The 21,754-nt window shown below is 40.5% G+C and carries 21 protein-coding genes and 1 pseudogene; 3 read left to right on the forward strand and 19 right to left on the reverse strand.

Annotation, left to right across the window (positions count from 1 at the left end; all coding sequences use genetic code 11):
• From ACVC7S_RS08030 to ACVC7S_RS08120, 19 genes and pseudogenes are all read right to left on the reverse strand, one after another.
• Positions 1-1,151: pseudogene (locus ACVC7S_RS08030) on the reverse strand (SIALI-17 repeat-containing surface protein); the annotation flags it as partial.
• Positions 1,152-1,258: 107 nt separating this feature from the next.
• Positions 1,259-2,368 (reverse strand): CHAP domain-containing protein, encoded by a 1,110-nt coding sequence (locus ACVC7S_RS08035; protein WP_447266782.1) that lies wholly within the window; start codon positions 2,366-2,368, stop codon positions 1,259-1,261.
• A gap of 89 nt (positions 2,369-2,457) precedes the next feature.
• Positions 2,458-2,730 (reverse strand): Veg family protein, encoded by a 273-nt coding sequence (locus ACVC7S_RS08040; protein WP_001278164.1) that lies wholly within the window; start codon positions 2,728-2,730, stop codon positions 2,458-2,460.
• 1 nt (position 2,731) lies between these two features.
• Positions 2,732-4,084: a replicative DNA helicase gene (dnaB, locus tag ACVC7S_RS08045; RefSeq protein WP_061853326.1), complete on the reverse strand. Its 1,353-nt coding sequence runs from the start codon at positions 4,082-4,084 to the stop codon at positions 2,732-2,734.
• 43 nt (positions 4,085-4,127) lie between these two features.
• Positions 4,128-4,580, reverse strand: coding sequence for a 50S ribosomal protein L9 (gene rplI / locus ACVC7S_RS08050; protein WP_000864211.1), 453 nt, complete (start codon positions 4,578-4,580; stop codon positions 4,128-4,130).
• A complete protein-coding gene (locus ACVC7S_RS08055) occupies positions 4,577-6,550 on the reverse strand; it encodes a DHH family phosphoesterase (RefSeq protein WP_447266783.1) in 1,974 nt (657 codons plus the stop codon). Before ACVC7S_RS08055 ends, rplI begins: the two co-directional genes overlap by 4 nt.
• Before the next feature lie 175 nt (positions 6,551-6,725).
• Complete coding sequence (locus ACVC7S_RS08060) at positions 6,726-7,706, reverse strand: nitronate monooxygenase (protein WP_255261433.1); 981 nt, start codon at positions 7,704-7,706, stop codon at positions 6,726-6,728.
• A 64-nt stretch (positions 7,707-7,770) separates the two neighbouring features.
• A complete protein-coding gene (locus tag ACVC7S_RS08065) occupies positions 7,771-8,688 on the reverse strand; it encodes an MBL fold metallo-hydrolase (RefSeq protein ID WP_447266784.1) in 918 nt (305 codons plus the stop codon).
• 3 nt (positions 8,689-8,691) lie between these two features.
• Entirely contained in the window at positions 8,692-9,804 is a 1,113-nt protein-coding gene (locus ACVC7S_RS08070) for an acyl-CoA dehydrogenase family protein (RefSeq protein ID WP_447266785.1), read from the reverse strand.
• 15 nt (positions 9,805-9,819) lie between these two features.
• The gene (locus tag ACVC7S_RS08075; RefSeq protein ID WP_009755472.1) at positions 9,820-10,728 is read right to left on the reverse strand and encodes a LysR family transcriptional regulator; all 909 of its coding nucleotides are present in this window, start codon (positions 10,726-10,728) and stop codon (positions 9,820-9,822) included.
• Between the two features lie 194 nt (positions 10,729-10,922).
• Positions 10,923-11,573 carry a 3-oxoacid CoA-transferase subunit B gene (locus ACVC7S_RS08080; protein WP_000644729.1) on the reverse strand — a complete coding sequence of 217 codons (651 nt, stop codon included), beginning with the start codon at positions 11,571-11,573 and terminating at the stop codon, positions 10,923-10,925.
• Position 11,574: 1 nt separating this feature from the next.
• The gene (locus ACVC7S_RS08085; protein ID WP_447266786.1) at positions 11,575-12,297 is read right to left on the reverse strand and encodes a CoA transferase subunit A; all 723 of its coding nucleotides are present in this window, start codon (positions 12,295-12,297) and stop codon (positions 11,575-11,577) included.
• A 15-nt stretch (positions 12,298-12,312) separates the two neighbouring features.
• The gene (locus tag ACVC7S_RS08090; protein WP_000048041.1) at positions 12,313-13,092 is read right to left on the reverse strand and encodes an enoyl-CoA hydratase-related protein; all 780 of its coding nucleotides are present in this window, start codon (positions 13,090-13,092) and stop codon (positions 12,313-12,315) included.
• Positions 13,093-13,412: 320 nt separating this feature from the next.
• A complete protein-coding gene (locus tag ACVC7S_RS08095; protein ID WP_447266787.1) occupies positions 13,413-14,591 on the reverse strand; it encodes an acetyl-CoA C-acetyltransferase in 1,179 nt (392 codons plus the stop codon).
• Positions 14,592-14,609: 18 nt separating this feature from the next.
• Positions 14,610-15,458, reverse strand: coding sequence for a 3-hydroxybutyryl-CoA dehydrogenase (locus tag ACVC7S_RS08100; protein ID WP_025172369.1), 849 nt, complete (start codon positions 15,456-15,458; stop codon positions 14,610-14,612).
• A gap of 80 nt (positions 15,459-15,538) precedes the next feature.
• The gene (gene fadE / locus ACVC7S_RS08105) at positions 15,539-16,747 is read right to left on the reverse strand and encodes an acyl-CoA dehydrogenase FadE (RefSeq protein ID WP_000201480.1); all 1,209 of its coding nucleotides are present in this window, start codon (positions 16,745-16,747) and stop codon (positions 15,539-15,541) included.
• A gap of 246 nt (positions 16,748-16,993) precedes the next feature.
• The gene (gene hpf, locus ACVC7S_RS08110) at positions 16,994-17,542 is read right to left on the reverse strand and encodes a ribosome hibernation-promoting factor, HPF/YfiA family (protein WP_000599113.1); all 549 of its coding nucleotides are present in this window, start codon (positions 17,540-17,542) and stop codon (positions 16,994-16,996) included.
• Positions 17,543-17,621: 79 nt separating this feature from the next.
• Positions 17,622-18,284, reverse strand: coding sequence for a ComF family protein (locus tag ACVC7S_RS08115; RefSeq protein ID WP_096408716.1), 663 nt, complete (start codon positions 18,282-18,284; stop codon positions 17,622-17,624).
• Positions 18,281-19,579, reverse strand: a complete 1,299-nt coding sequence (locus ACVC7S_RS08120) for a DEAD/DEAH box helicase (RefSeq protein WP_447266788.1) — start codon at positions 19,577-19,579, stop codon at positions 18,281-18,283. The genes ACVC7S_RS08115 and ACVC7S_RS08120 overlap by 4 nt, the downstream gene beginning before the upstream one ends.
• Positions 19,580-19,635: 56 nt before the next feature.
• Between ACVC7S_RS08120 and ACVC7S_RS08125 the strand changes: the two genes are divergently transcribed.
• From ACVC7S_RS08125 to cysK, 3 genes are all read left to right on the forward strand, one after another.
• The gene (locus ACVC7S_RS08125) at positions 19,636-20,271 is read left to right on the forward strand and encodes a YigZ family protein (protein ID WP_096408721.1); all 636 of its coding nucleotides are present in this window, start codon (positions 19,636-19,638) and stop codon (positions 20,269-20,271) included.
• A gap of 15 nt (positions 20,272-20,286) precedes the next feature.
• A complete protein-coding gene (locus tag ACVC7S_RS08130) occupies positions 20,287-20,730 on the forward strand; it encodes a PH domain-containing protein (protein WP_447266789.1) in 444 nt (147 codons plus the stop codon).
• 96 nt (positions 20,731-20,826) lie between these two features.
• Positions 20,827-21,753: a cysteine synthase A gene (gene cysK, locus ACVC7S_RS08135; protein ID WP_096408726.1), complete on the forward strand. Its 927-nt coding sequence runs from the start codon at positions 20,827-20,829 to the stop codon at positions 21,751-21,753.
• Position 21,754 lies beyond the last annotated feature (1 nt).

The following is a 21,754-nucleotide window of genomic DNA, read 5'->3' on the forward strand; positions in this document are numbered from 1 at the left end:
TCCTCAGCAGCTTCCTTATCTGCTGCAGCGAGTTTGGCTTGAACTTGGTTAGAAAGTTGTGATTGAGTCTTCGCTTCGGCTGGTGTTACCTGATCGCTTTCCCCTGCCAAGAGGTCAGCTAACAAGTCTGACGCGTCAAGGTCACCTTCTTCGATAGCTTTCAAGACGGCGTCCTTACCAATTACTTCTTTAGCTGCCTTAATGGCCGCTTCTTTATCAGTGATAGAAGCATCCTTGTTCAGGTCATCAATTGTCTCTTGTTCAATTTTTTCTAAGGTAGCGAGTAAATCTGAACGAACTTTAGCGGCCTCAACCTGGGCCTCTTTATCAGCTTCATCTAACTTAGCTTGGTCTTCATCTGTGAATTCTGAGACAGGCTCAGCTTCCGTCTTATGCTCGCTCGTATCTGCTGGCCAATCTACAATAACATCACCAATCTCCAAATCCTCATCTGCAATAGCCTTCAGAAGATCTTCTTTACCAATCTCTTCCTTAGCTGCCTTAATTGCTGCTTCCTTGTCTATAATAGAGGTGTCTTTCTTAATCTCTTCAATTACAGAATTTTCAAGATCTTCTATAGCTTGCAATAAAGCTCCAATAGCTTGAGAAACTTGCTCTCTCGCATCTTTTTCTGCTTGATCTAGCAGCGCCATCTCCTCAGCAGACAACTGTTTATTTGTTTTCGCTTCAGGACCTGTTACCACTGGTTTATCTTCTGCACCTTCTGGTAATTCAGCGATAATATTGTCTAAACTGAGCTCTCCAGACTCAAGGGTATCTGAAATATACAGCTTACCGATATATTCCTTCACAGCCTTAACTGCAGCTTCTTTGTCCTCAATCGCTTCCTTATACTCGATATCACTGATAGCCTGCTCTTCTAACTCATCCAAAGCCTGCATCAATTCTTCTTTGGTCATCTTGGCTAGACTTGTTGCTTCAGGATTAGCTGGACTAGCGTTTTCTAATCCCTTTTCAGTTTGATCACCGCTCTCACCTTCTGGCGCAGTTTGTGGTTGTGTGGGAGTCGCTGCCTGCTCCTCTACTTTTCCTCCATCTGCCTTAACTACTGAAGGTTGTGAAACGAATACACCTGCTCCCAGAACAGCTGCACTTGCTAAACTCGTTAAAATAACTTTCTTCTTGCCCATTAGACAACGCCCCTCTTTTTACTTTTTGTAATTATTATATTATATTGTACATTCTTCGTCAACTCCTTTCCTAAACAACTCAAACTTCCATGATTAAATTGAGCAAATCAGATTCTCGCCCCATTACTATCGAGTTTGTAGCCATCAACTACTCTATTAACAGCTAAGGCTCCCGAAGAATCAACATAGTAATGTTTACCAGAGACTTGGAACCATTGACTGGCTTTCATCCGACCAGATTCTTCTAAATAATACCAAGTTCCCTTGTCTTTAAGCCATCCCGTCTGCATCTGACCCGTTGGCTTCAGATAATACCAATGAGAGCCGTCTTTAACCCAGCCATTTGACATGACACCATTTTCCTTAAAATGATACCAATCACCCTTGATTTTCTTCCATCCTATCGCTTGCTTACCGTCCTCTTGGTAATACCAAATACTACCTTCTTTCTTCCAACCATTTTCTGAAGCACTTAACTCTTCATACTGAACGTATCGTCTAGCACCACTGTAAGATAGATAGCTGAGCCATTTATGCCCATCTTTTTCAAGGATCTGATCGTAATGCACACTTTCCCCAGAGTAGTAATAATCAATAACTTGTCCTTCGCTTGATGGTTGATTCCTAATTGGTATTTTTCTTGTGAAGACCCTGGTCCCACTTGACGAAAATTCTAACCCGCGAGCTCCATCGTTAACTCCACGACTTGAGGACAAATCCCTGAAATGAATAAACCCTGTCATAGTGCTAGCTTTAACTATTCGACGGTTATACCTTTCTCGAACTCCATAGTTATACTCTTCAATCTCAATTGTATCCCCTGATACATTAGATACCCAGGCCACATGCCCATAGTAGCCTTCCGTAGACCAGGCAATAGATCCAACTTCTGGCTTAGTATCCACACGGTAGCCTTCTCGCCTTGCCCGATGTCCCCATTCATTCGCATTTCCGTAGGCAGGAGGAATCTCAAAGCCATTTACACTACTCAAACGAAAGGCCGCAAAAGATGTACACTGGCGAGAATACATCCGCCATTGATCGATTTCAACACTACCATTTTTGTAGTGAAGCGGATAGTCATCACCACGCGCTACACTATCAGCCTGAACCGATTCCCCACCAAACAAAAAAGTGCTTGTAACTAGCAATGTAGTCAGCACTACACCAAATTGAGTAGATCTACTCTTCTTGACTCCCGATATTAAAAACGTCATTCATTCTCCTTTACAAAGTTTTCTACGAGGCTACCCTCCTTTATACTATTCGGGAGAAAAAGAAAAAAGTGAGCTCAGCTCACTTCGTTTTATTCTTGATCTAGGTAATGAATCAAATTCTTCTCTGTTAAGATATCTGAATAAGTGAAGGATTCCACATAGACATTGGCTTGTTTGTCTCCCTCAACATCCCCAAATTCAACGATAAATAAAGATGGATAAACCTCAATTAACTTACCCAATCGATTTTTTTGGCGCTTACGTCCATTCTCCAAAGTCATTTCCACGACTTGTCCCTCATGCGCCTTGATCTCTTCTTTAATTTTTTTCATCTTGGCCACATCTGTAAATGCATCTGACATCTTATGCCTCCCTCTTTGAGATACTTGAAAATTTATTGTATTCTTTTTGGAAAATCAATTCCACCGTTCCACGAGCTCCACTACGGTTTTTCTCGATGATAACCTCTACCTTGTTATTTGGAATTCCTTCCTCTTCTTCACCCGCACGATCATAGTAGTCTTCACGGTATAGAAAGGCTACGATATCCGCATCCTGCTCAATAGAACCCGATTCACGAATATCAGACAAGACTGGTCTCTTATCCTGACGCTGTTCCACACCACGAGATAACTGACTGAGAGCAATGACTGGAACCTTTAGCTCCTTAGCTAGGATTTTCAACTGACGAGAAATTTCAGAGACTTCTTGTTGGCGGTTCTCACGACCAGTCCCTGTGATAAGCTGTAGGTAGTCGATCAAAATCAAGCCTAGATTACCTGTTTCTTGAGCCAGTTTACGTGAGCGCGAACGAATTTCCGTGATCCGAATCCCTGGCGTATCATCAATATAGATACTCGCGTTGGCTAGATTCCCTTGAGCAATGGTATACTTTTGCCACTCCTCATCAGTCAATTGACCAGTACGGATAGAATGGGACTCCACTAATCCTTCGGCCGCCAACATACGGTCTACTAGGCTTTCTGCACCCATTTCCAGTGAAAAGATGGCAACCGTCTTGTCCAACTTAGTTCCAATGTTCTGAGCAATATTTAAGGCAAAGGCTGTCTTACCAACCGCTGGACGCGCCGCTAGGATAATCAACTCCTCCTCGTGGAGACCTGTCGTCATATGGTCCAAATCACGGTAACCCGTTGCAATACCAGTGATATCCGTTGTTTGTTGTGACCGAACTTCTAGGTTCCCAAAGTTGATATTTAGAATATCTCGGATATTCTTGAACCCACTACGATTGGCATTTTCACTGACATCAATGAGTCCCTTTTCAGCTTGAGCGATGATTTCATCTGCAGGCTTAGAGGCCTCATAGGCTTGGTTTACAGAGTCTGTCAACTTGGAAATCAAGCGACGTAGCATAGACTTTTCTGCAACAATTTTAGCATAATACTCCGCATTAGCTGAAGTTGGTACAGAGTTGACAATTTCAACAAGATAGGACAAGCCACCAATATTTTGAAGATCGCCTTGGCTATCCAAAATCGTCCGAACTGTTGTCGCATCAATCGCTTCTCCACGATCCGACAAATCTACCATCGCTTGGAAAATCAACCGATGAGCATACTTAAAGAAGTCACGAGAATCAATATATTCTCGGACAAAAACGAGCTTACTCTCATCTATAAAAATAGCCCCCAGAACAGATTGTTCTGCTAAAATATCCTGAGGTTGAACTCGCAGTTCCTCTACTTCTGCCATCCGACTTTCCTTCCTTTTACAATCTTGTCAATAAGTTGTAAACTTAACCTTCTTTTACACGAAGATTGATGACACTGGTAACATCTTGATAGATTTTCACTGGTACATCAATCAAACCTACTGCTCGAATTGGTGCTTGCACTTGAATATTGCGTTTGTCAATCTTGATACCAAATTGCTTTTGCAATTCTTCTGCAATCTTCTTGTTGGTGATGGACCCAAATGTACGACCATCTGGTCCAACCTTTTCAACAAACTCTACAACAGTTTCTTCTGCTTCAAGCTTAGCCTTGATGGCTTTTGCTTCAGCAATCATCTCTGCATGAGCTTTTTCTTCAGATTTTTGTTTTCCACGCAACTCACCCACTGCTTGAGCAGTCGCTTCCTTGGCCAAATTCTTTTTAATCAAAAAGTTTTGAGCGTAGCCAGTTGGCACTTCCTTGATTTCGCCTTTTTTTCCTTTTCCTTTGACATCTGCTAAAAAGATTACTTTCATTCTTCTTTCTCCTTTTCCTTTAGTTCTTCCAAGATTAGTTGAGTCAATTTTTCCCCTGCTTCTGACAGACTCATATTCTCGATTTGCGCAGCTGCTAGATTAAAGTGGCCTCCACCACCCAGCTCTTCCATAATGCGTTGAACATTGATTTTACTGCGACTTCGAGCTGAGATAGAGATAAATCCTTGTGTATTTTTCGCCAAAACGAAGCTGGCTTCAATACCAGACATGCCCAACATAGCATCGGCAGCCTTACTGATAACAACTGTGTCATAAGACATTGAGTCCTTAGCTTGGGCAATCAAGATATCTGAACCTAGCTTATGACCTTGTAAAATGAGTTCATTTACCTCACGGTACTCTTCAAAATCTGTCGCAGCAATCTCCTGGATTGCGATGCTGTCGCTTCCACGTGTTCGAAGGTAGCTAGCCACATCAAAAGTTCGACTCGTTACTCGAGACGTAAAGTTTTTGGTATCCAGCATCATACCAGCCATCAAAACACTGGCCTGCATACGACTTAAACGATTTTTCTTAGAATTTTGGAACTGAATCAATTCTGTGACCAACTCACTCGCACTACTTGCTCCACTTTCGATATAGGTAATTACAGCATTTTCTGGAAAATCCTGATCACGTCGATGATGGTCAATGACAATGGTTTGCGTGAATAGATCATAAAAACCTTTGGACAAGGTCAAAGCTGTCTTCGAATGATCTACTAGAATCAACAAAGAACGCTTTGTAACTAGCCTCATCGCATCAGACAGAGGCAAGAGCTTGGTAACACCCTCTTTTTCCAAGAAGTTGATAGCCCGCTCGATATCTGGCGACATATGGTCCGCATCGTAAACTGCATAGCTGTCTTCTATAATATTGCTTGCAAACAACTGCATACCAACTGCAGAGCCTAAAGCGTCCATATCTAGATTCTTATGACCGACTACAAAGACTTGGTCTACACTTCGAATTTTATCTGAAATAGCTGTCATCATGGCTCTGGTACGTGTTCTTGTTCTCTTAACAGAGGCTGCGGAACCACCACCAAAATAGACTGGGTTCTTGGTTTCATCATTTTCCTTGACAACCACCTGATCACCACCACGAACCTCGGCTAGGTTCAAGTTTAGAAGAGCAACTTTTCCTATCTCATCATGATTTCCATCACCATAAGAAAATCCCATACTTAAAGTCAAGGGCAATTGTCTCTGTTTCGACTCTTCGCGGAAAACATCAATGACAGAGAACTTATCATTCATCAATTCCTCAAGCACGGTATAATCAGTAAATAGATAAAATCGATCCATCCCCACGCGCCGAGAAAACATGGCATACTTCTCCGTAAACTCCGATACAAAGTTGGCCACAAAACTATTGATATGACTGATATCCGAGTCAGAAGTCGCATCTTCTAAATCATCGTAGTTATCGACCGAGATGACCCCAATCACTGGTCGACTCGTTACCAACTCGACAGTTGCTTCGTATTCCCCTGAAACGTCAAAGAAATACAGGACACCTGAAGCCTTGTCCATATGAACGGCATAGCGTGTTTCCCCCAAGGTGGCGTAAGAACCAGGGTTCCCCACCGAAGCTTTGATGATGGTTTGAATCAATTCGACATCAATTTCGCCTTCTTCAGTAGTCAAAATCAACTCAGCATAAGGATTAAACCACTCTACTTCGCCAGTAGATAGGTCTAATTTCAGAACACCAACCGGCATTTGTTCGAGCAGCGTGTTTAAGCTATCTTCCGCTTGATGATTTACGTATTGAATTTGTTCAATTTCGCTCTTTTCATACTGTTTTTTTTGCCAGACAAATAAAAGCAGATAAAGAAGTACAAATAAAAACAAGGCACTGATTGTTACAACATTATTTTGTGAAAAAATAATCAGCATTGTTAAGGTTCCGAAAGTTGCAAGCCCTAGTAGAATCGCAGAATTCGGAGTTAAATTATTTTTTTTCATTCTAAACCTCTTGCGCATTATTATATCACAAATGCCCTTAAAAAGCGACCTTTAAAGAGAAAGCACTGCTTTTATTATAGCAAGATGCTCTTAAAGAAACCATACATAAAAAAGGAGAGCAAATGCCTCGCTCTCCTTTTTCCACATCAGTGCAGAATCTTCCGCCTAGATTACATTATTCACCTAATTCTAGTCGAATGTCTTGTAGGCGCTCTTGCGCCTGTTTCACAATTGATTCTAAAATAGCCTTACATGGTTTGATGTCTTTCACCAAGCCCGCAATTTGTCCACTCATCATTGAACCATGAACTGTATCACCTTCATAGACAGCCTTAGATAGAGAACCGATCGTAATTTCTTCCAGTTCCTCTCGGTTTGTACCTTTCTGCTCTAATTCAATGTAGTGATCCGTCATCTCATTGCGAATACAACGAACTGGCGCTCCCGCGATGCGACCTGTAACTGCAGTCGCTGTATCACTTGCCGCCAAAATAGCTTCTTTATAGGCAGGAGAAATTGGACATTCTTCTGAAGCAAGAAAAACTGTTCCCATTTGAACTCCTTGTGCACCTAGGGCAATCGCAGCAGCAAGTCCACGACCATCTGCCACACCTCCTGCAGCAATGACTGGAATCGTTACCGCATCAACGATTTGTGGGATAAGAGCCATTGTATTGGTCTCTCCAATATGTCCACCAGCTTCTGAACCTTCAGCGATTACAGCATCAACTCCCAATTCTTGCATCTTTTGAGCATGCTTGACACTGGCAATAACTGGAATAACCTTGATTCCTGCTTCTTTCAAGTAAGGCATGATATGCTTAGGAGTTCCTGCACCTGTAGTTACCACTGGAACCTTTTCTTCGATGATAACAGTCACAATATCCTTGATATTTTTCATCATCAACATGATGTTGACACCAAAAGGCTTATCTGTCAACTTTCTCAGTTCACGAATTTCTTCACGCAACTGTTCTCCGGTCATACCACCCGAAGCGATAATTCCCAGACCTCCAGCCTCAGAAACAGCTGCTGCTAGTTGATAGTGCGAGATTTGAGCCATGGCCCCTTGGAAAATTGGATATTGAATCTGTAAAAGTTTTGTAATTGACATATGAGTCCTCCTTTTATTTTCTGTTGATTCTTGTTGGCAAATGGATGCACGATGCACCAATATCCCCGTCAACAAGAAAATGTTACATTTGTCTCCTCATATTCTGCTATCCTAAAAAGTCTGGCTTACGATCCTGCTGATCTGTAAAAGGAATAAGTGGGAGGCGAGAACGTAGAACATAATCTACAAATTCCTTCCCATCCTTGTCAAACTCTACCACCGCGAAAAATTGATCATGGTAAAAGAAAAACTTATAATGATTCTCAAAAGCCTGACGCAACCACTTCTCTTTGGCTAAAATTGATTTCATAGGATAATCATCAACTGCTGGAACCCAGAGAGGATTTCGATGAACATGTGATAACATCAAGTCCCCCATATGGATCATCGTATCTTTCCCCTGTTTGAGCAAGATAATACTGTGGCCATTGCTGTGACCACTTGTATGAATCATTTGGATTTCTGGAATGACATTGATATACTCTGAGAAAGTCGTCACCTGATCTTGAATCGGTTCCCAATTTTCTCTTAAATAAGTTCCCCGCGTTCGATTATTAGGGTTTCTCATCTCATACCATTCGACATCATTCACAATAATCTTGGCGTTTGGATACTTGGAAACCAGCTTCCCTTGATCATTCACATACGTCAAGCCACCAGAATGATCATGGTGCATATGTGTCATCAGCACGATGTCAATGTCTTCAGACGATAGTCCCAAAAGAGCTAAACTTTCTTCTACCCGACTTTCAGACAAGATTCCTAAGTTGCGCCTTTGTTTATCGGATAATTTTGCTGTATCAAAACTTGCATCTATCAAGTAATTTTTACCCTTGTACTGGATCAAAATAGGATCCGTCAATTCCGCCATCATATTAGCATCATTTGTTGGGTAGTAACGAGACCACACAACTTTCGGAACCGGACCAAAAAGAGTCCCTGCATCCGTCAATTTATCGGCTCCACGTAGCCATGTCAGTTTCATATCATGAAATTGATATTCCTGTAAGGTGAGTTCTGCCATGCTTTACTCCTTTATCCATTGGGCTGCTATTCTTTTACGAATCGAATCCCCAGATTTTCCATAGATTTCAATCGTTTTGGCATCCTTTAGATAACGGTCTATGGGGATGTCATCCAAGGTTTGAAGAGGTCCAATTAATCTAATAATTTCCTCAGAAATCTCAATTGCTACTTTTGTCGTATAAAGTTTTATCTGAGATACAAAGAGAGAATCCGCATTCATCCTGTCCTTGTAGGAAGCAAAGTAAGATTCAGCCGCACACAGCTTAGTATACAAGTCTACAAATTGATTCTGATAGACTGTCGCATCGATTAATCGTTTCCCAAATCCTCTTTTGACCTTTACAAAAGCCAGACCTTTTTCAAAAGCTCCCTCAGAGATACCAATAGAGATTGCGCTTAATCCTAGCTGTAATTTTTTGATAATATCATTTAACTGAATTTCCCCATTTAAGGTCAATCCAAGCAGACTATCTTCTGGCAATATGACCCGATCAAAAGTTACCGAATTCACAGGTAAACCCTGTAAACCAGGTTTTGCTATATCATCTCCAAAAGCAACCCCCGGTCGAGTCGTATCAACAATGAAAAATCCATATCCATCTTCTCCGTTAGTTTCCTCAACCTTGGCTAAGATTAACAAAATATCTGTATAGCGGCAATTTGATACAATTGACTTCTTCCCAGTTAAAGACCAACCTGCCTCTGTTTTCCTTGCGGTTGTTGCAATAACCTCCAAGCTTTCCATCAATTTCCCTTCAGAAAATCCCAAGCCAGCTAAGATTTCTCCCTTTACTAATGGTTCTACATAACGCGATTTTTGTTCCTGACTCCCATATCGTAAAATAGGATAGATACCATAACATGCCTGAGTTAGTAGAACAGCAGAAAAAGCAGGAAAATCTTTTGAAATCAAGCGAATAAAGGTCAAAAACTCGGTTCTCAAAACAGAATCTTGACTATCTAAAAGTAAGGAAAAGATATCAAATTGCTCAATAAACTGATAAAGCAATTCTCTAGGGAACTGTTGTTCATCCTCACGAGACTTAAAATAGTCCCGAATCAACACTTTCACGTCTGCCTTCAATTCTCGCGCCAGCACGTCATTATAGGTCATCGCATTCACCTCATCTTAGTTGTCAGAAAACGGTTGGTAATAATCTTTCAACAATTCTTCATACACATAAGACTCTACTTCATTGTAGGAGTTTTTATAGGGTCTACAAAACCAAATATTAAATGGAATCGGATCCTTGAATCTAACCGCCTTAAAACGACTCTTATCCACAAAATATTCAACCGGCCTTGGCAAAAGGGCAATCAAATCTGTCTGATGAGTTGATTCAACTAGGAAGTCCCAAGTAGAGGAAAGATAAGCAAATTTAGCCTCAATTCGTTGTGAACGAAGTTTTTCTGTCACTAAATCATAAGTCGTAAATGTTTTGTTAAAGGTTGCCAATTCATAACCAGCAATATCAGACCATTCCAACAAGCTTTTCTGAGCCAGCGGATGATCCTTATCCATATAAGCAACGTATTCATCCAATTGAATGATATGTTGTTCATATTTTTTAGCATCCAGGCTCGTAGGCTCTATCAGAATAGAGAGATTCAAATCTCCATCAACCATTTTTTGACGAATTTCCTTCCCTCCACCTTCCGTAACCTGGATATGGATATGAGGATTATTTTTCAGAAAATGAGGCAAAGCACTAGCAAAATAAACTCGTAAAATCAAGGACGGAATACCAAGATTAATGGTGCCTTTTTGCTTTTGAGCTTCTATATGGATCATGGAAAGCATTTCTTCATGTCGATTCACAATCTCGGTCGCATAACGATAAATTTTGCGTCCCGCCTCTGTTAAACTTTCTAATCTTCCATTCTTGCGATTGAATAATTGAACCCCTTCAGCTGCTTCAAAATTTGTCACGAATTGACTCAAGGCTGATTGACTAATGTGAATCTTCTTTGCAGCAATGGAAAGGTTGCATCCGCATTCTATGATATTGATGAAATAGTTCATTTGGATAATATCCACTTACCCATCACCTAGCTTTCCTTCACTATTTTAGTAGGTCAATTAGACAACTATTCTAGTGTTTGATAGTTGTCTACTGACTTTTTATCGAAATAACATTTCGAATACTTCATTTTAACGTTGTATATAAAGCGCTTACAATACTATCTAGTTTATATCATAACACACTAAGTAGAAAATAGCTCTTTTTTTGCTTAAATCGGCATTGTTTTTAGGTCTTCTGAGACAATGACTTCCCCAGCTGTTTTTTCAAGAACTTCTTCTAATGTCACACCAGGAGCCAGCTCTTTCAACAGGAATTTACCATCTTTGAATCCAAAAACAGCTAATTCTGTGATGACAAGATCCAATACTCCTTTAGCTGATAGAGGTAATGTGCACTCTTTCAAGAGTTTAGATTCACCACCTGTAGTATGTTGGATCGCTGCAATTACACGTTTAGCACCTACCAACAAGTCCATTGCGCCACCCATACCAGGAGCAAATTTCCCTGGGATAATCCAGTTGGCAATACTACCATCTTGGCTGACTTCTAGTGCTCCCAGAACGGTTGCATCCACGTGTCCACCACGAATAATGGCAAAGGAAGTTTGTAGATCAAACAAGGCTGCTCCGGGCAACAATGTGATAGGAGCTCCACCTGAGTTCGCTAAATTGGCATTATAGTTGTCCTTGGTTGGTGTTTCTCCAAATCGAAGGGCGCCATTTTCTGCCTGCAAAATAACATTTACACCTTCAGGGATGTAATCAGCAGAGGCGTTTGGAATCCCAAATCCAAGATTGACCACATCTCCATCTTTAAATTCAAGCGCTACACGTCTTGCGATAATTTCTTTTGCTTTCATCTTATTTCACCCCCGCCAGTTTGTTTGTCTCTGTCCACAAGTCTCCCATCATCTGATGATGTTCTTGTGGTGTCAATCCTTGAACGACATAGTCAACTAGGATACCAGGGATGTAAATATCATTTGGATCAATTTCTCCAGCTTCAACCAACTCGTTTGTCTCAACAATGACTTTGTCAGCCGCTAGAGCGAGTTGAAGAGAGATATTTTTAGTAGTCCCATCTAGATAAAGGTTGCCATACTTATCCGCCTTAGTAGCTTTAATCAAGGCAACATCGATTTTCAATGGATCATAAATCAAATATTCTTTTCCATTTCGAGTCACTTTTTCGTGCTCATCTTCAAGAATTGTTCCTACACCTGTTGGCGTTAAGACTGCTCCAAGACCCGCACCCGCAGCATGCAAGCGTTCTACAACAGTTCCCATCGGAGTGAACTCCACTTTCATGGCTCCTGAGAAATAATCATGCTGAGCAGCAGCAGATGTCCCTACATGGGCTGCAATGTATTTTGTAACCTGATGGTTTTCACAAAGACGACCAACTCCAACTTCCTTACCAGGTTGAGAGGTTACAACAGACACCAAGGTCAAATCTTGCTGGTTTTGACGAACCAGTTCCTCAATTAACTCAAGTGGTTCTCCCACTCCGAGAAATCCAGAAATACCAACTTTATCTCCTGAATGAATCAAGGAAATAGCTTCAGACAATGTTACAACTTTCATAACCTATCTCCTCTCTTATTTACGTTGAAAGACAGCTTTGCGTTTTTCAACAAAAGCGCGCATTCCTTCTACCTTATCTTCTGTTGAGAAGAGTAGAGCTTCCGCTTCTGTTTCCAAACGAATAGCATTTTTCAGAGGGAGTTCTGAGCCAACTTGGATAATATGTTTAGCTTTTTCAACTGCTAGCGGTGCATTTTTCATAATCGCTGCTGCTAGCTCTTCTGCCGCAGGCAATAGTTCTTCTGCTGCTACCAACTTGTTAAGAATTCCAAGATCGTATGCTTCTTGTCCTTTAACCATTCTAGCAGTGAAGATTAATTCCTTTGTTTTACTAGTACCAATCAAACGAGACATTCTTTGAGTACCTGCAAAACCAGGAATGATTCCCAAGCCGACTTCAGGGAAGCCAACCATTGTCTTGTCATAGCCGATTCGGATATCAGTTGAAAGAGCTAATTCTAAACCGCCTCCCAAAGCATAACCATTCAATACTGAAATAGTTGGCTGGGTCAATTCAGATAAGCGGGTAAAGGTGTCGTTCGCATAGGTCATGTATTCATGAGCCTGAATTGGAGACATTTGGTCCATCTCTTTAATGTCTGCTCCCGCGACAAATGCTTTCTCTCCTTGACCGGTCACAATGACAACACGAATGTCCTCGCTTGCTTCAATTTGGTCTAAAGCGAGATTCAAATCCTTTAAGACTTCTGAACTTAAGGCGTTCAAAGCCGATGGACGGTTAATTGTTAGATAGCCAAGACCATTCTTAACCTCTAATAAAACAGTTTTACTCATTGTTCTGCTCCTACTTGATTTATTTTGAGTACAGAGTACAGCGTCAACAAATACCAACACAAAATGTAAGAGCTTACATTTTCATCATAAACCTTTTTTTTCCATCCGTCTACTTAATCTTTATTTATAGACCTATAAGTCCAGCTTATAGGATGTGATCATCCAATCCATCCTTAAAGTCTTAGAAAAAATAAAAATACCTTATCAAGCCCTTTTAGAGAAAGACACTTGATAAGGTATGTAACTATGAGATCGGATCAAAATCTCATTTTGTAATCGTAATATTGAAAAAGAGGAAATGACGTTCAGTTTTCTAATAACTAACGTTCAACGATGAGGGCTGTTCCCATCCCTCCTCCGATACAGAGAGTTGCTAAACCAGTTTTAGCATCACGTTTCATCATCTCATGCACCAGAGTTACTAGGATACGGCAACCTGAAGCCCCAATTGGGTGACCAAGAGCAATCGCGCCGCCATTGACATTGACAATATCTGTATTAAAGCCAAGTGTTTTCCCGACCGCACAAGCCTGAGCAGCAAAGGCCTCATTTGACTCGATCAAGTCAAGATCATCAACTGTCAAATTACCTTTTTCAAGAGCTTTACGGGTCGCATAAATCGGTCCACATCCCATAATCTTAGGATCCAAACCTGCACTTGCATACGAACGAATGCGCGCAATGACTGGAAGTCCTAATTCTTCAGCTTTTTCAGCACTCATGACCAAGACAGCCGCCGCCCCGTCATTGATACCTGAGGCATTCCCCGCTGTAACAGAACCGTCTTTTTTGAAAACAGGACGCAGCTTAGACAGACTCTCCAAGCTAGCATCTTTTCTAGGAAATTCATCTGTATCAAAGACGATAGGATCGCCTTTACGTTGAGGAATGACCACCGGAACAATCTCTTCCTTAAAGCGTCCAGATTCTATAGCCGCCACTGCTCGTTTTTGTGATTCCAAAGCAAGCGCATCTTGATCATCCCGGCTAATACCATATTCTGCGGCCACATTCTCAGCTGTAATCCCCATATGGTATTCGTTAAAGGCATCAGACAAACCGTCCTTAATCATGGTATCTACCACTTTCGAATCTCCCATACGGCCACCCCAACGGAAGTTTGGCAAAACATATGGAGCCTGGCTCATGTTTTCTGCACCACCAGCCACGACAATATCTGCATCTCCGCACTGAATCGCTTGAGCAGCTAACTGCACTGCCTTCAAACCGGAACCACAAACCTTATTAATGGTAAAGGCTGGTGTAAATTCAGGAAGCCCAGCATGAATACTCATTTGGCGAGCCACGTTTTGGCCTAAACCTGCGCCTAGGACATTCCCCATAATCACTTCATCTACCTGCTCTGGTTTAATATTCGCTTTTTCCAAAGCACTCTTAATTACCAAAGATCCCAAATCAACAGCAGAAACATTCTTCAAGCTCCCACCAAAGGAACCTAAAGGAGTTCGCACTGCCGAAACAATAACTACGTCTTTCATGACTACCTCCATCAGTGTCTAGTAAGTAAAGAAGCCTTCTTTTGTCTTCCGTCCCAATTTTCCTGCTTCGACCATTTTCTTAAGAAGAGGGGCAGGACGGTATTTTTGATCACCAAACCCTTGGTTTAGGACGCCCATAATAGCCAAACAAACATCCAATCCGATCAAGTCTGCAAGAGCCAAAGGTCCAATAGGATGATTTGCACCAAGTTTCATCGCTTCATCGATTTCCTCGGCACTAGCCACTCCTTCACCTAGAATGTAAATGGCTTCATTGATCATAGGAATCAAAATTCTGTTCACAACAAAACCATAAGAATCTTTAACATCAACTGGTGTTTTACCAATTTTCACTGTCAATTCACGAACCGCCTGAACCACTTCTTCTGAAGTCTGCAAGGCCTTAATAACCTCTACAAGTTTCATGATTGGGGCAGGATTAAAGAAGTGCATTCCAATTACGCGCTCCTGATGTTTAGTAGCAGCAGCTATATCCGTGATTGACAAAGAGGATGTGTTTGATGCTAAGATAGTTTTAGGATCTGTCAATTCATCCAATTGTTTGAAAATATTCAACTTAATCTCACGATTCTCAGTTGCAGCTTCAATCACCAATTGGACTTGTTTCGCATCTTCATATGAAACAGATGGAAGCAAATTGGCCAATACCTGATCCTTCTCATCCGCAGACATCCGTCCTTTTTCAACTGAACGTTCCAATTGTTTTGTGATATTATTCAAGCCTCTTTGAACAAATTCTTCTTTAATATCGTTTAAGTAAACTGTAAAACCAGCCTGAGCAAATACTTGAGCAATTCCGCTTCCCATTTGACCAGAACCAATAATCATCACCTTAGATATCATTATTTTCTCCTTCTTATTTTACAAAAATCCAGTGCATGAAGCAAGGACGATTGAACAGAAATCCTTCAATCGCCCTTCTCACATTAAACAAAGGCACCTAGTCCAGTAATCTCACGACCAACAATCAAGGCATTCACTTCGTGTGAACCTTCATAGGTATAGATTGATTCAGCATCTGCAAAGAAACGAGCAACATCTGTCTCAAGTGTAATACCATTACCTCCGCAAGTTTCACGAGCAAGGGCAACTGTTTCGCGCATCACCAAGGAATTGTGCATCTTAGCAAGGGCAGAGTTAAGCATCAATTCATTACCTTTCTCTTGCATCTCAGCAATACGAGTTGAATAAGCAATAACTGCTACAGCATTTGCTTGCATACGAGCCAATTTTTCTTGAACAATTTGGAATTTGGCAATTGGACGTTTGAACTGTTCACGATCTTTAGCATATTTAAGAGCTGCTACATAAGATCCACAAGTCACTCCCATAGCAATGTGAGCAACGTCCGCACGAGTGAAGGTCAAGATGCGGGCTACATCACCAAAACCATTGATATTTACCAAACGGTCTGAGTCTGGAACCTCTACATTCTTCATAGTAATATGGCCATTGCGGACACAACGAAGAGCAATCTTATGTGGGATTGGTTCTGCATGATATCCAGGAGCTCCCTTACGAACGATAAAGCATTTCACCTTGCCATCCGCAACATCACGAGCAAATACAGGAACGACATCCGCAGTATCTGAACCACCAATCCAGCGTTTTTCACCATTTAGAATCCACTTGTCTCCAACACGTTCTGCAGTAGTTGCAAGTCCTCCAGCAATATCAGAACCTGAAAGAGGTTCAGTTAAAGCGAAGCAACCTTGCCAATCAAATGCAGCTAGTTTTGGAAGAAATTCTTTTTGTTGACGCTCATCACCACCCAAGAGAATTGTGTTGTAGCAAAGTCCGCCATGAACAGTGTAGAATGTTGCCATAGAAGCATCGAAGCGGGCAAGTTCAAGATACAAGAAAGCAATATAAAGTTCAGATGGTTTCCAGCTACCTTCACGTCCCTCAAACAATTTTGGATTGTTCATAATTTGAGCGCCCTTAGCCACAGCATAGAATTCTTCAAAAGGAAAATCAGGTTTTTCCCAGTATTCATTAATAACCGGACGGAGATGTTTCTCAATCAAACGGCGAGTTTCTTGTAAAACCTCTGCTTCTCCCAAAGTTAGACCATCCGCATAGTGAAAAAGGTCCTCAGGATATAGTTCGCGTAAAATTTCTTCTTTTGTTGCCATAGTCATGACTCCTTTATTTGTTATAAGAGCGCTTACATTTTTGTATTCGCTATTTGTTGACAACCCCATTCTATCCCTTAGGGTATTATTTTGTCTACTTAATAAATATAAACACCCCTATAAGTTCAGATTATAGGAGTCGGTTCTGACTGTTTTATCAAGGATTTCCTCGTTTTTCTACTTACCTTAGGCACAAGAAAAAGTGGTTTACAAATCAGTAAACCACTCTTATTAGTTATTTCAATTTTATGATTCTTTTACTTCGAGCAAACCAACTTCACCATCTTCACGACGATACAAAACATTTGTTGTTTGATCTTCTACGTCTACATAGATAAAGAAATCATGTCCCAACAAATCCATTTGAAGAAGCGCTTCTTCTAAATCCATTGGTTTTAAATCAATTTGTTTTGAACGAACTACTTTTGGTTGCACAACATTTGCCTCTTCAACTAGGGCATCTGTAAAGAGTTGGCTTGTCGCAACTTTATTTTTATTTTTACGTTCGATTTTTGTTTTATTTTTACGAATCTGACGTTCAATTTTATCAGTTACAAGATCGATAGATCCATACATATCTTGAGAAATATCTTCTGCACGGAGAGTAATAGATCCAAGTGGAATCGTTACTTCAACTTTTGCTGTTTTTTCACGGTAAACTTTCAAATTCACACGTGCATCCAACTCTTGCTCAGGTTGAAAATACTTTTCGATCTTTTCGAGTTTAGAAACTACATAATCACGAATCGCTTCTGTTACTTCTAGGTTTTCACCACGGATACTATATTTAATCATATAAGTACCTTCTTTCTAAACATTTTTGTTTTTCTAACTATATTATAGCGCTTTCATTTTCATTTTGCAAATTTTTTCCTCATCTTACAAGGGAAAAAGTTTTAACATCCAAAGCTCCTGCTTCTTCAAAAAGACGCTTCACACGATTGACAGTCGCACCTGTTGTATAGATGTCATCAACAACCAAAATTTTCTTAGGAAGAGGGGCTTCAGTTTTTATAAAAAATGGAATTTCGGTAGCTAATCGTTCCGAGCGATTTTTAGAAGAACTAGCCGTCTCTTCTCTTTTCCCTAGTAAATCTTGAAAAGAAAACCCTGCTGCCTCAACCAAACCTTCAACCTGGTTAAATCCCCTCTCAAGCAATCTTTCAGGACTTAGGGGAATGACAACAAATTGATAGTCTCCATACTTTTTCAATTCATTAGCTAGAACAGGAGCAAAAACCTTTCTAAGTAGAAAATCCCCATCAAACTTATATCGACTAAAGAAGTCTTTCATAGCTTGATTATAGGTGAAGATTGCATTATGATCGACTCGAATCTTTTCTTTACACCAAAATTTACAATCTTGACACATAGTTGACAGGCCTGTTTTCATACAGTTCGGGCAATAGTCCTCACCAATTTTCTCAAAAGTAGACTCACAATCTGAACAAAGATAGTTGTTCTCATTCTTAAACAGCAAAAGGTGACAAAATATCAAGTCACTCTTTATTGTCTGTCCACATAATAAACAGTTCATAAACCTGCCTCCTTGTTCATCTGCTTAATTTCCTTGATTGCTTTTTTAATGGAAACATTTAATCCATCATGAAAGAAGAGCAGTTCACCAGTCGGTCTATCCATACTGCGCCCAACTCGCCCTCCAATCTGAATCAAGCTAGACTTGGTAAAGAGACGATGATTAGCTTCTACAACAAAAACATCCACACAAGGAAAGGTGACCCCACGCTCCAAAATTGTTGTACTAATAAGGATTGTCAACTCTCCATCTCGAAAAGCTTGTACCTGCTCTAATCGATTTTCTGTGATAGAGGACACAAAGCCGATGTTTTCATTTGGAAACTGTTCCTGCAAGAGTTCTTTTAGTTTCTCGCCTTTCTTAATCTCAGATGCAAAGATTAACAACGGATAACTTGTTCTTCTCTGCTTCTTAATGTAGGACTTTAACTTTGGAGACAACTGACTCTTTTCTATATAGCGATTAAAATCTGATAACCAAACTAGCTTTGGAATAATCAATGGATTTCCATGAAATCGTCTTGGCAAGCTCAATCGTTTTAATTCTCCAGTGCGAACCTTCTTATCTAACTCATCTGTAGAGGTCGCTGTAAGAAATATCTTTAGCCCCTCCTCCTTTACACATTGGTTTACAGCATAGTAAAGAACAGAGTTGTCAACATAAGGAAAGGCATCTACTTCATCCACTATCAGCAAGTCAAAAGCATGATAAAATTTTAACAGCTGATGAGTCGTTGCAACAACTAGTGGTGTTCGAAAATAAGGTTCTGACTCACCATGAAGTAGTGCTATCTCACAAGCAAAGTCATTCTGCAGTCGTTTATACAGCTCCAAACACACATCAATTCGAGGGCTGGCTAAACACACTGCACCACCTTCATCAATCACTTTAGCCACAACTTGATAAATCATCTCTGTCTTTCCCGCTCCTGTTACAGCGTGAACCAAGGTTGGCTCTTGCTTGTCTACCGCTTGAAGAAGTCCCTCTGACACTTTTTCTTGAAAAGGTGTTAACTGACCACGCCATTTGAGGACGTCTTGCTTAGGAAAATCCTCCTGCGGAAAATAGTATAAAGCTTGATCACTCCTGACCCTCTTCATCAATAAACACTCCCTACAATAGTAAGCACCTATAGGTAAATGCCATTCTTCTAGAATACTACTATTACAACGTTGACAAAACAGTTTCCCTTTCTCTTTTCTCATTGCCGGCAGTTTCTCAGCCATCTGACGTTCTTCTTTCGTTAATTCTTTCTCAGTAAACAAGCGACCGAGATAGTTTGGATTTACTTTCATACTTCTTTATTCGTAAAAATATAGCGCTTTAGGAAATTTTTTAGTACAATTAAATCATGGAATTTAGAACAATTAAAGAGGACGGGCAAGTCCAAGAAGAAATCAAAAAATCACGCTTTATCTGTCACGTAAAGCGTGTCTATAGTGAAGAAGAAGCTCGTGACTTTATCACTGCTATCAAAAAAGAACACTACAAAGCCACCCATAACTGCTCTGCTTTTATTGTAGGGGAACGCAGTGAAATCAAGCGTACGAATGATGATGGTGAGCCTAGTGGTACTGCTGGAGTCCCTATGCTTGGCGTCTTAGAAAATCATAATCTTACGAATGTCTGCGTAGTAGTTACTCGTTACTTTGGTGGAATTAAGTTAGGCGCTGGCGGTTTGATTCGCGCTTACGCAGGAAGTGTAGCCTTGGCTGTCAAAGAAATAGGCATTATTGAAATCAAAGAGCAAGCTGGCATAGCCATTCAGATGTCTTACGCTCAGTATCAAGAATATAGCAATTTTCTTAGAGAACATAAACTCACGGAAATCGAGACAAACTTTACAGATCAAATCGATACCATAATTTATGTTGATAAGGAAGAGAAAGAAAATATTAAGTCTGCTCTTGTAGAGTTTTTTAATGGAAAGGTTACTTTAACAGATCAAGGTTTACGAGAAGTTGAAGTTCCTGTAAACTTAGTGTAAATAAAGGAGAAATACATGGCGTTTGGAAAATTTATTCAAGGACTTGCTGGTAACTTCAGCGAGCAAAACAAAGAAACTCTTATCAAAGAATATGGTCAATACCTACTAGAGAATGAAGAAATCCAAAGTGGATATAAGCTCATTCGTGACGCAATCATCTTTACAAATATTCGTATCATCTTTACAGATAAGCAAGGCGCTACTGGTCGCAAGATGTCTGTTAAGTCACTCTTTTTGATGAACATTGTCAACGTTGAAATGGAAACTGCAGGAGCAGGTATAGACGATAGTGAGATTACGATCACTTATTTAGAGAATGTCTTTCTAAAAGCACATAATGAGCACCTGAGTTTGCATAAATTTGAATTCCCTAAAAAAACGGACATCCTTCCGCTTTACACCTATTTATTAGAATTGGCTTATCACAATCGATTGAAAATTAATGGCTTAGACCTTTGATATAAAAAAATCCTATCGCTTCGATAGGATTTCTATATTTTACAAATAGCCTAGAGCACGTTATACTAGTATCATCTTATACAAAGAGGTATATCTATGACTATTTACAATAATATTACTGAACTAATCGGACAAACACCAATTGTTAAACTCAACAATATTGTTCCTGAGGGTGCTGCAGATGTCTATGTTAAACTAGAAGCTTTTAACCCTGGATCTTCAGTAAAAGACCGTATTGCCCTTAGCATGATTGAAAAAGCTGAGCAGGATGGCATTCTAAAACCCGGTGCTACTATTGTTGAAGCAACAAGTGGAAATACTGGAATCGGTCTTTCATGGGTTGGTGCCGCTAAAGGATATAAAGTTGTTATCGTCATGCCAGAAACGATGAGTGTGGAACGACGTAAGATTATCCAAGCCTATGGCGCTGAACTCGTCCTTACGCCTGGTAGCGAAGGTATGAAAGGTGCGATTGCCAAAGCCCAAGAAATCGCAGCTGAGCGCGGTGGTTTCCTTCCTCTACAATTTAACAATCCAGCTAATCCTGAAGTACACGAAAGAACAACAGGAGCTGAAATACTAGCTGCTTTCGGTTCTGATGGACTAGATGCCTTTGTGGGTGGTGTTGGTACTGGTGGAACAATTTCGGGCGTTTCTCATGCACTTAAAGCTGCAAATTCAAACATTCAAGTTTATGCAGTTGAGGCAGACGAGTCAGCTATCTTGTCTGGTGAAAAACCAGGACCCCACAAAATTCAAGGCATCTCAGCTGGATTTATTCCTGAAACACTTGATACAAAGGCCTATGATGGTATCGTCCGTGTAACATCAGATGATGCTCTTGCACTTGGTCGTGAGATTGGCGGAAAAGAAGGCTTCCTTGTTGGGATTTCTTCAGCTGCAGCGATTTACGGTGCAATTGAAGTTGCTAAGAAATTAGGTGCAGGTAAGAAAGTCCTTGCTTTAGCACCAGATAACGGCGAACGTTATCTGTCTACAGCACTCTATGAATTTGAAGTGTAGT

Source organism: Streptococcus sp. Z556 (assembly GCF_053010225.1).

Excerpts from the sequence above, each read along its gene's own strand:
- ACVC7S_RS08035 (WP_447266782.1), bottom strand. The coding sequence starts at position 2,368 with ATGACGTTTTTAATATCGGGAGTCAAGAAGAGTAGATCTACTCAATTT.
- ACVC7S_RS08040 (WP_001278164.1), bottom strand. The coding sequence starts at position 2,730 with ATGTCAGATGCATTTACAGATGTGGCCAAGATGAAAAAAATTAAAGAA.
- dnaB (WP_061853326.1), bottom strand. The coding sequence starts at position 4,084 with ATGGCAGAAGTAGAGGAACTGCGAGTTCAACCTCAGGATATTTTAGCA.
- rplI (WP_000864211.1), bottom strand. The coding sequence starts at position 4,580 with ATGAAAGTAATCTTTTTAGCAGATGTCAAAGGAAAAGGAAAAAAAGGC.
- ACVC7S_RS08055 (WP_447266783.1), bottom strand. The coding sequence starts at position 6,550 with ATGAAAAAAAATAATTTAACTCCGAATTCTGCGATTCTACTAGGGCTT.
- ACVC7S_RS08065 (WP_447266784.1), bottom strand. The coding sequence starts at position 8,688 with ATGGCAGAACTCACCTTACAGGAATATCAATTTCATGATATGAAACTG.
- ACVC7S_RS08070 (WP_447266785.1), bottom strand. The coding sequence starts at position 9,804 with ATGACCTATAATGACGTGCTGGCGCGAGAATTGAAGGCAGACGTGAAA.
- ACVC7S_RS08080 (WP_000644729.1), bottom strand. The coding sequence starts at position 11,573 with ATGAAAGCAAAAGAAATTATCGCAAGACGTGTAGCGCTTGAATTTAAA.
- ACVC7S_RS08085 (WP_447266786.1), bottom strand. The coding sequence starts at position 12,297 with ATGAAAGTTGTAACATTGTCTGAAGCTATTTCCTTGATTCATTCAGGA.
- ACVC7S_RS08090 (WP_000048041.1), bottom strand. The coding sequence starts at position 13,092 with ATGAGTAAAACTGTTTTATTAGAGGTTAAGAATGGTCTTGGCTATCTA.
- ACVC7S_RS08095 (WP_447266787.1), bottom strand. The coding sequence starts at position 14,591 with ATGAAAGACGTAGTTATTGTTTCGGCAGTGCGAACTCCTTTAGGTTCC.
- fadE (WP_000201480.1), bottom strand. The coding sequence starts at position 16,747 with ATGGCAACAAAAGAAGAAATTTTACGCGAACTATATCCTGAGGACCTT.
- hpf (WP_000599113.1), bottom strand. The coding sequence starts at position 17,542 with ATGATTAAATATAGTATCCGTGGTGAAAACCTAGAAGTAACAGAAGCG.
- ACVC7S_RS08115 (WP_096408716.1), bottom strand. The coding sequence starts at position 18,284 with ATGAACTGTTTATTATGTGGACAGACAATAAAGAGTGACTTGATATTT.
- ACVC7S_RS08120 (WP_447266788.1), bottom strand. The coding sequence starts at position 19,579 with ATGAAAGTAAATCCAAACTATCTCGGTCGCTTGTTTACTGAGAAAGAA.
- ACVC7S_RS08125 (WP_096408721.1), top strand. The coding sequence starts at position 19,636 with ATGGAATTTAGAACAATTAAAGAGGACGGGCAAGTCCAAGAAGAAATC.
- ACVC7S_RS08130 (WP_447266789.1), top strand. The coding sequence starts at position 20,287 with ATGGCGTTTGGAAAATTTATTCAAGGACTTGCTGGTAACTTCAGCGAG.
- cysK (WP_096408726.1), top strand. The coding sequence starts at position 20,827 with ATGACTATTTACAATAATATTACTGAACTAATCGGACAAACACCAATT.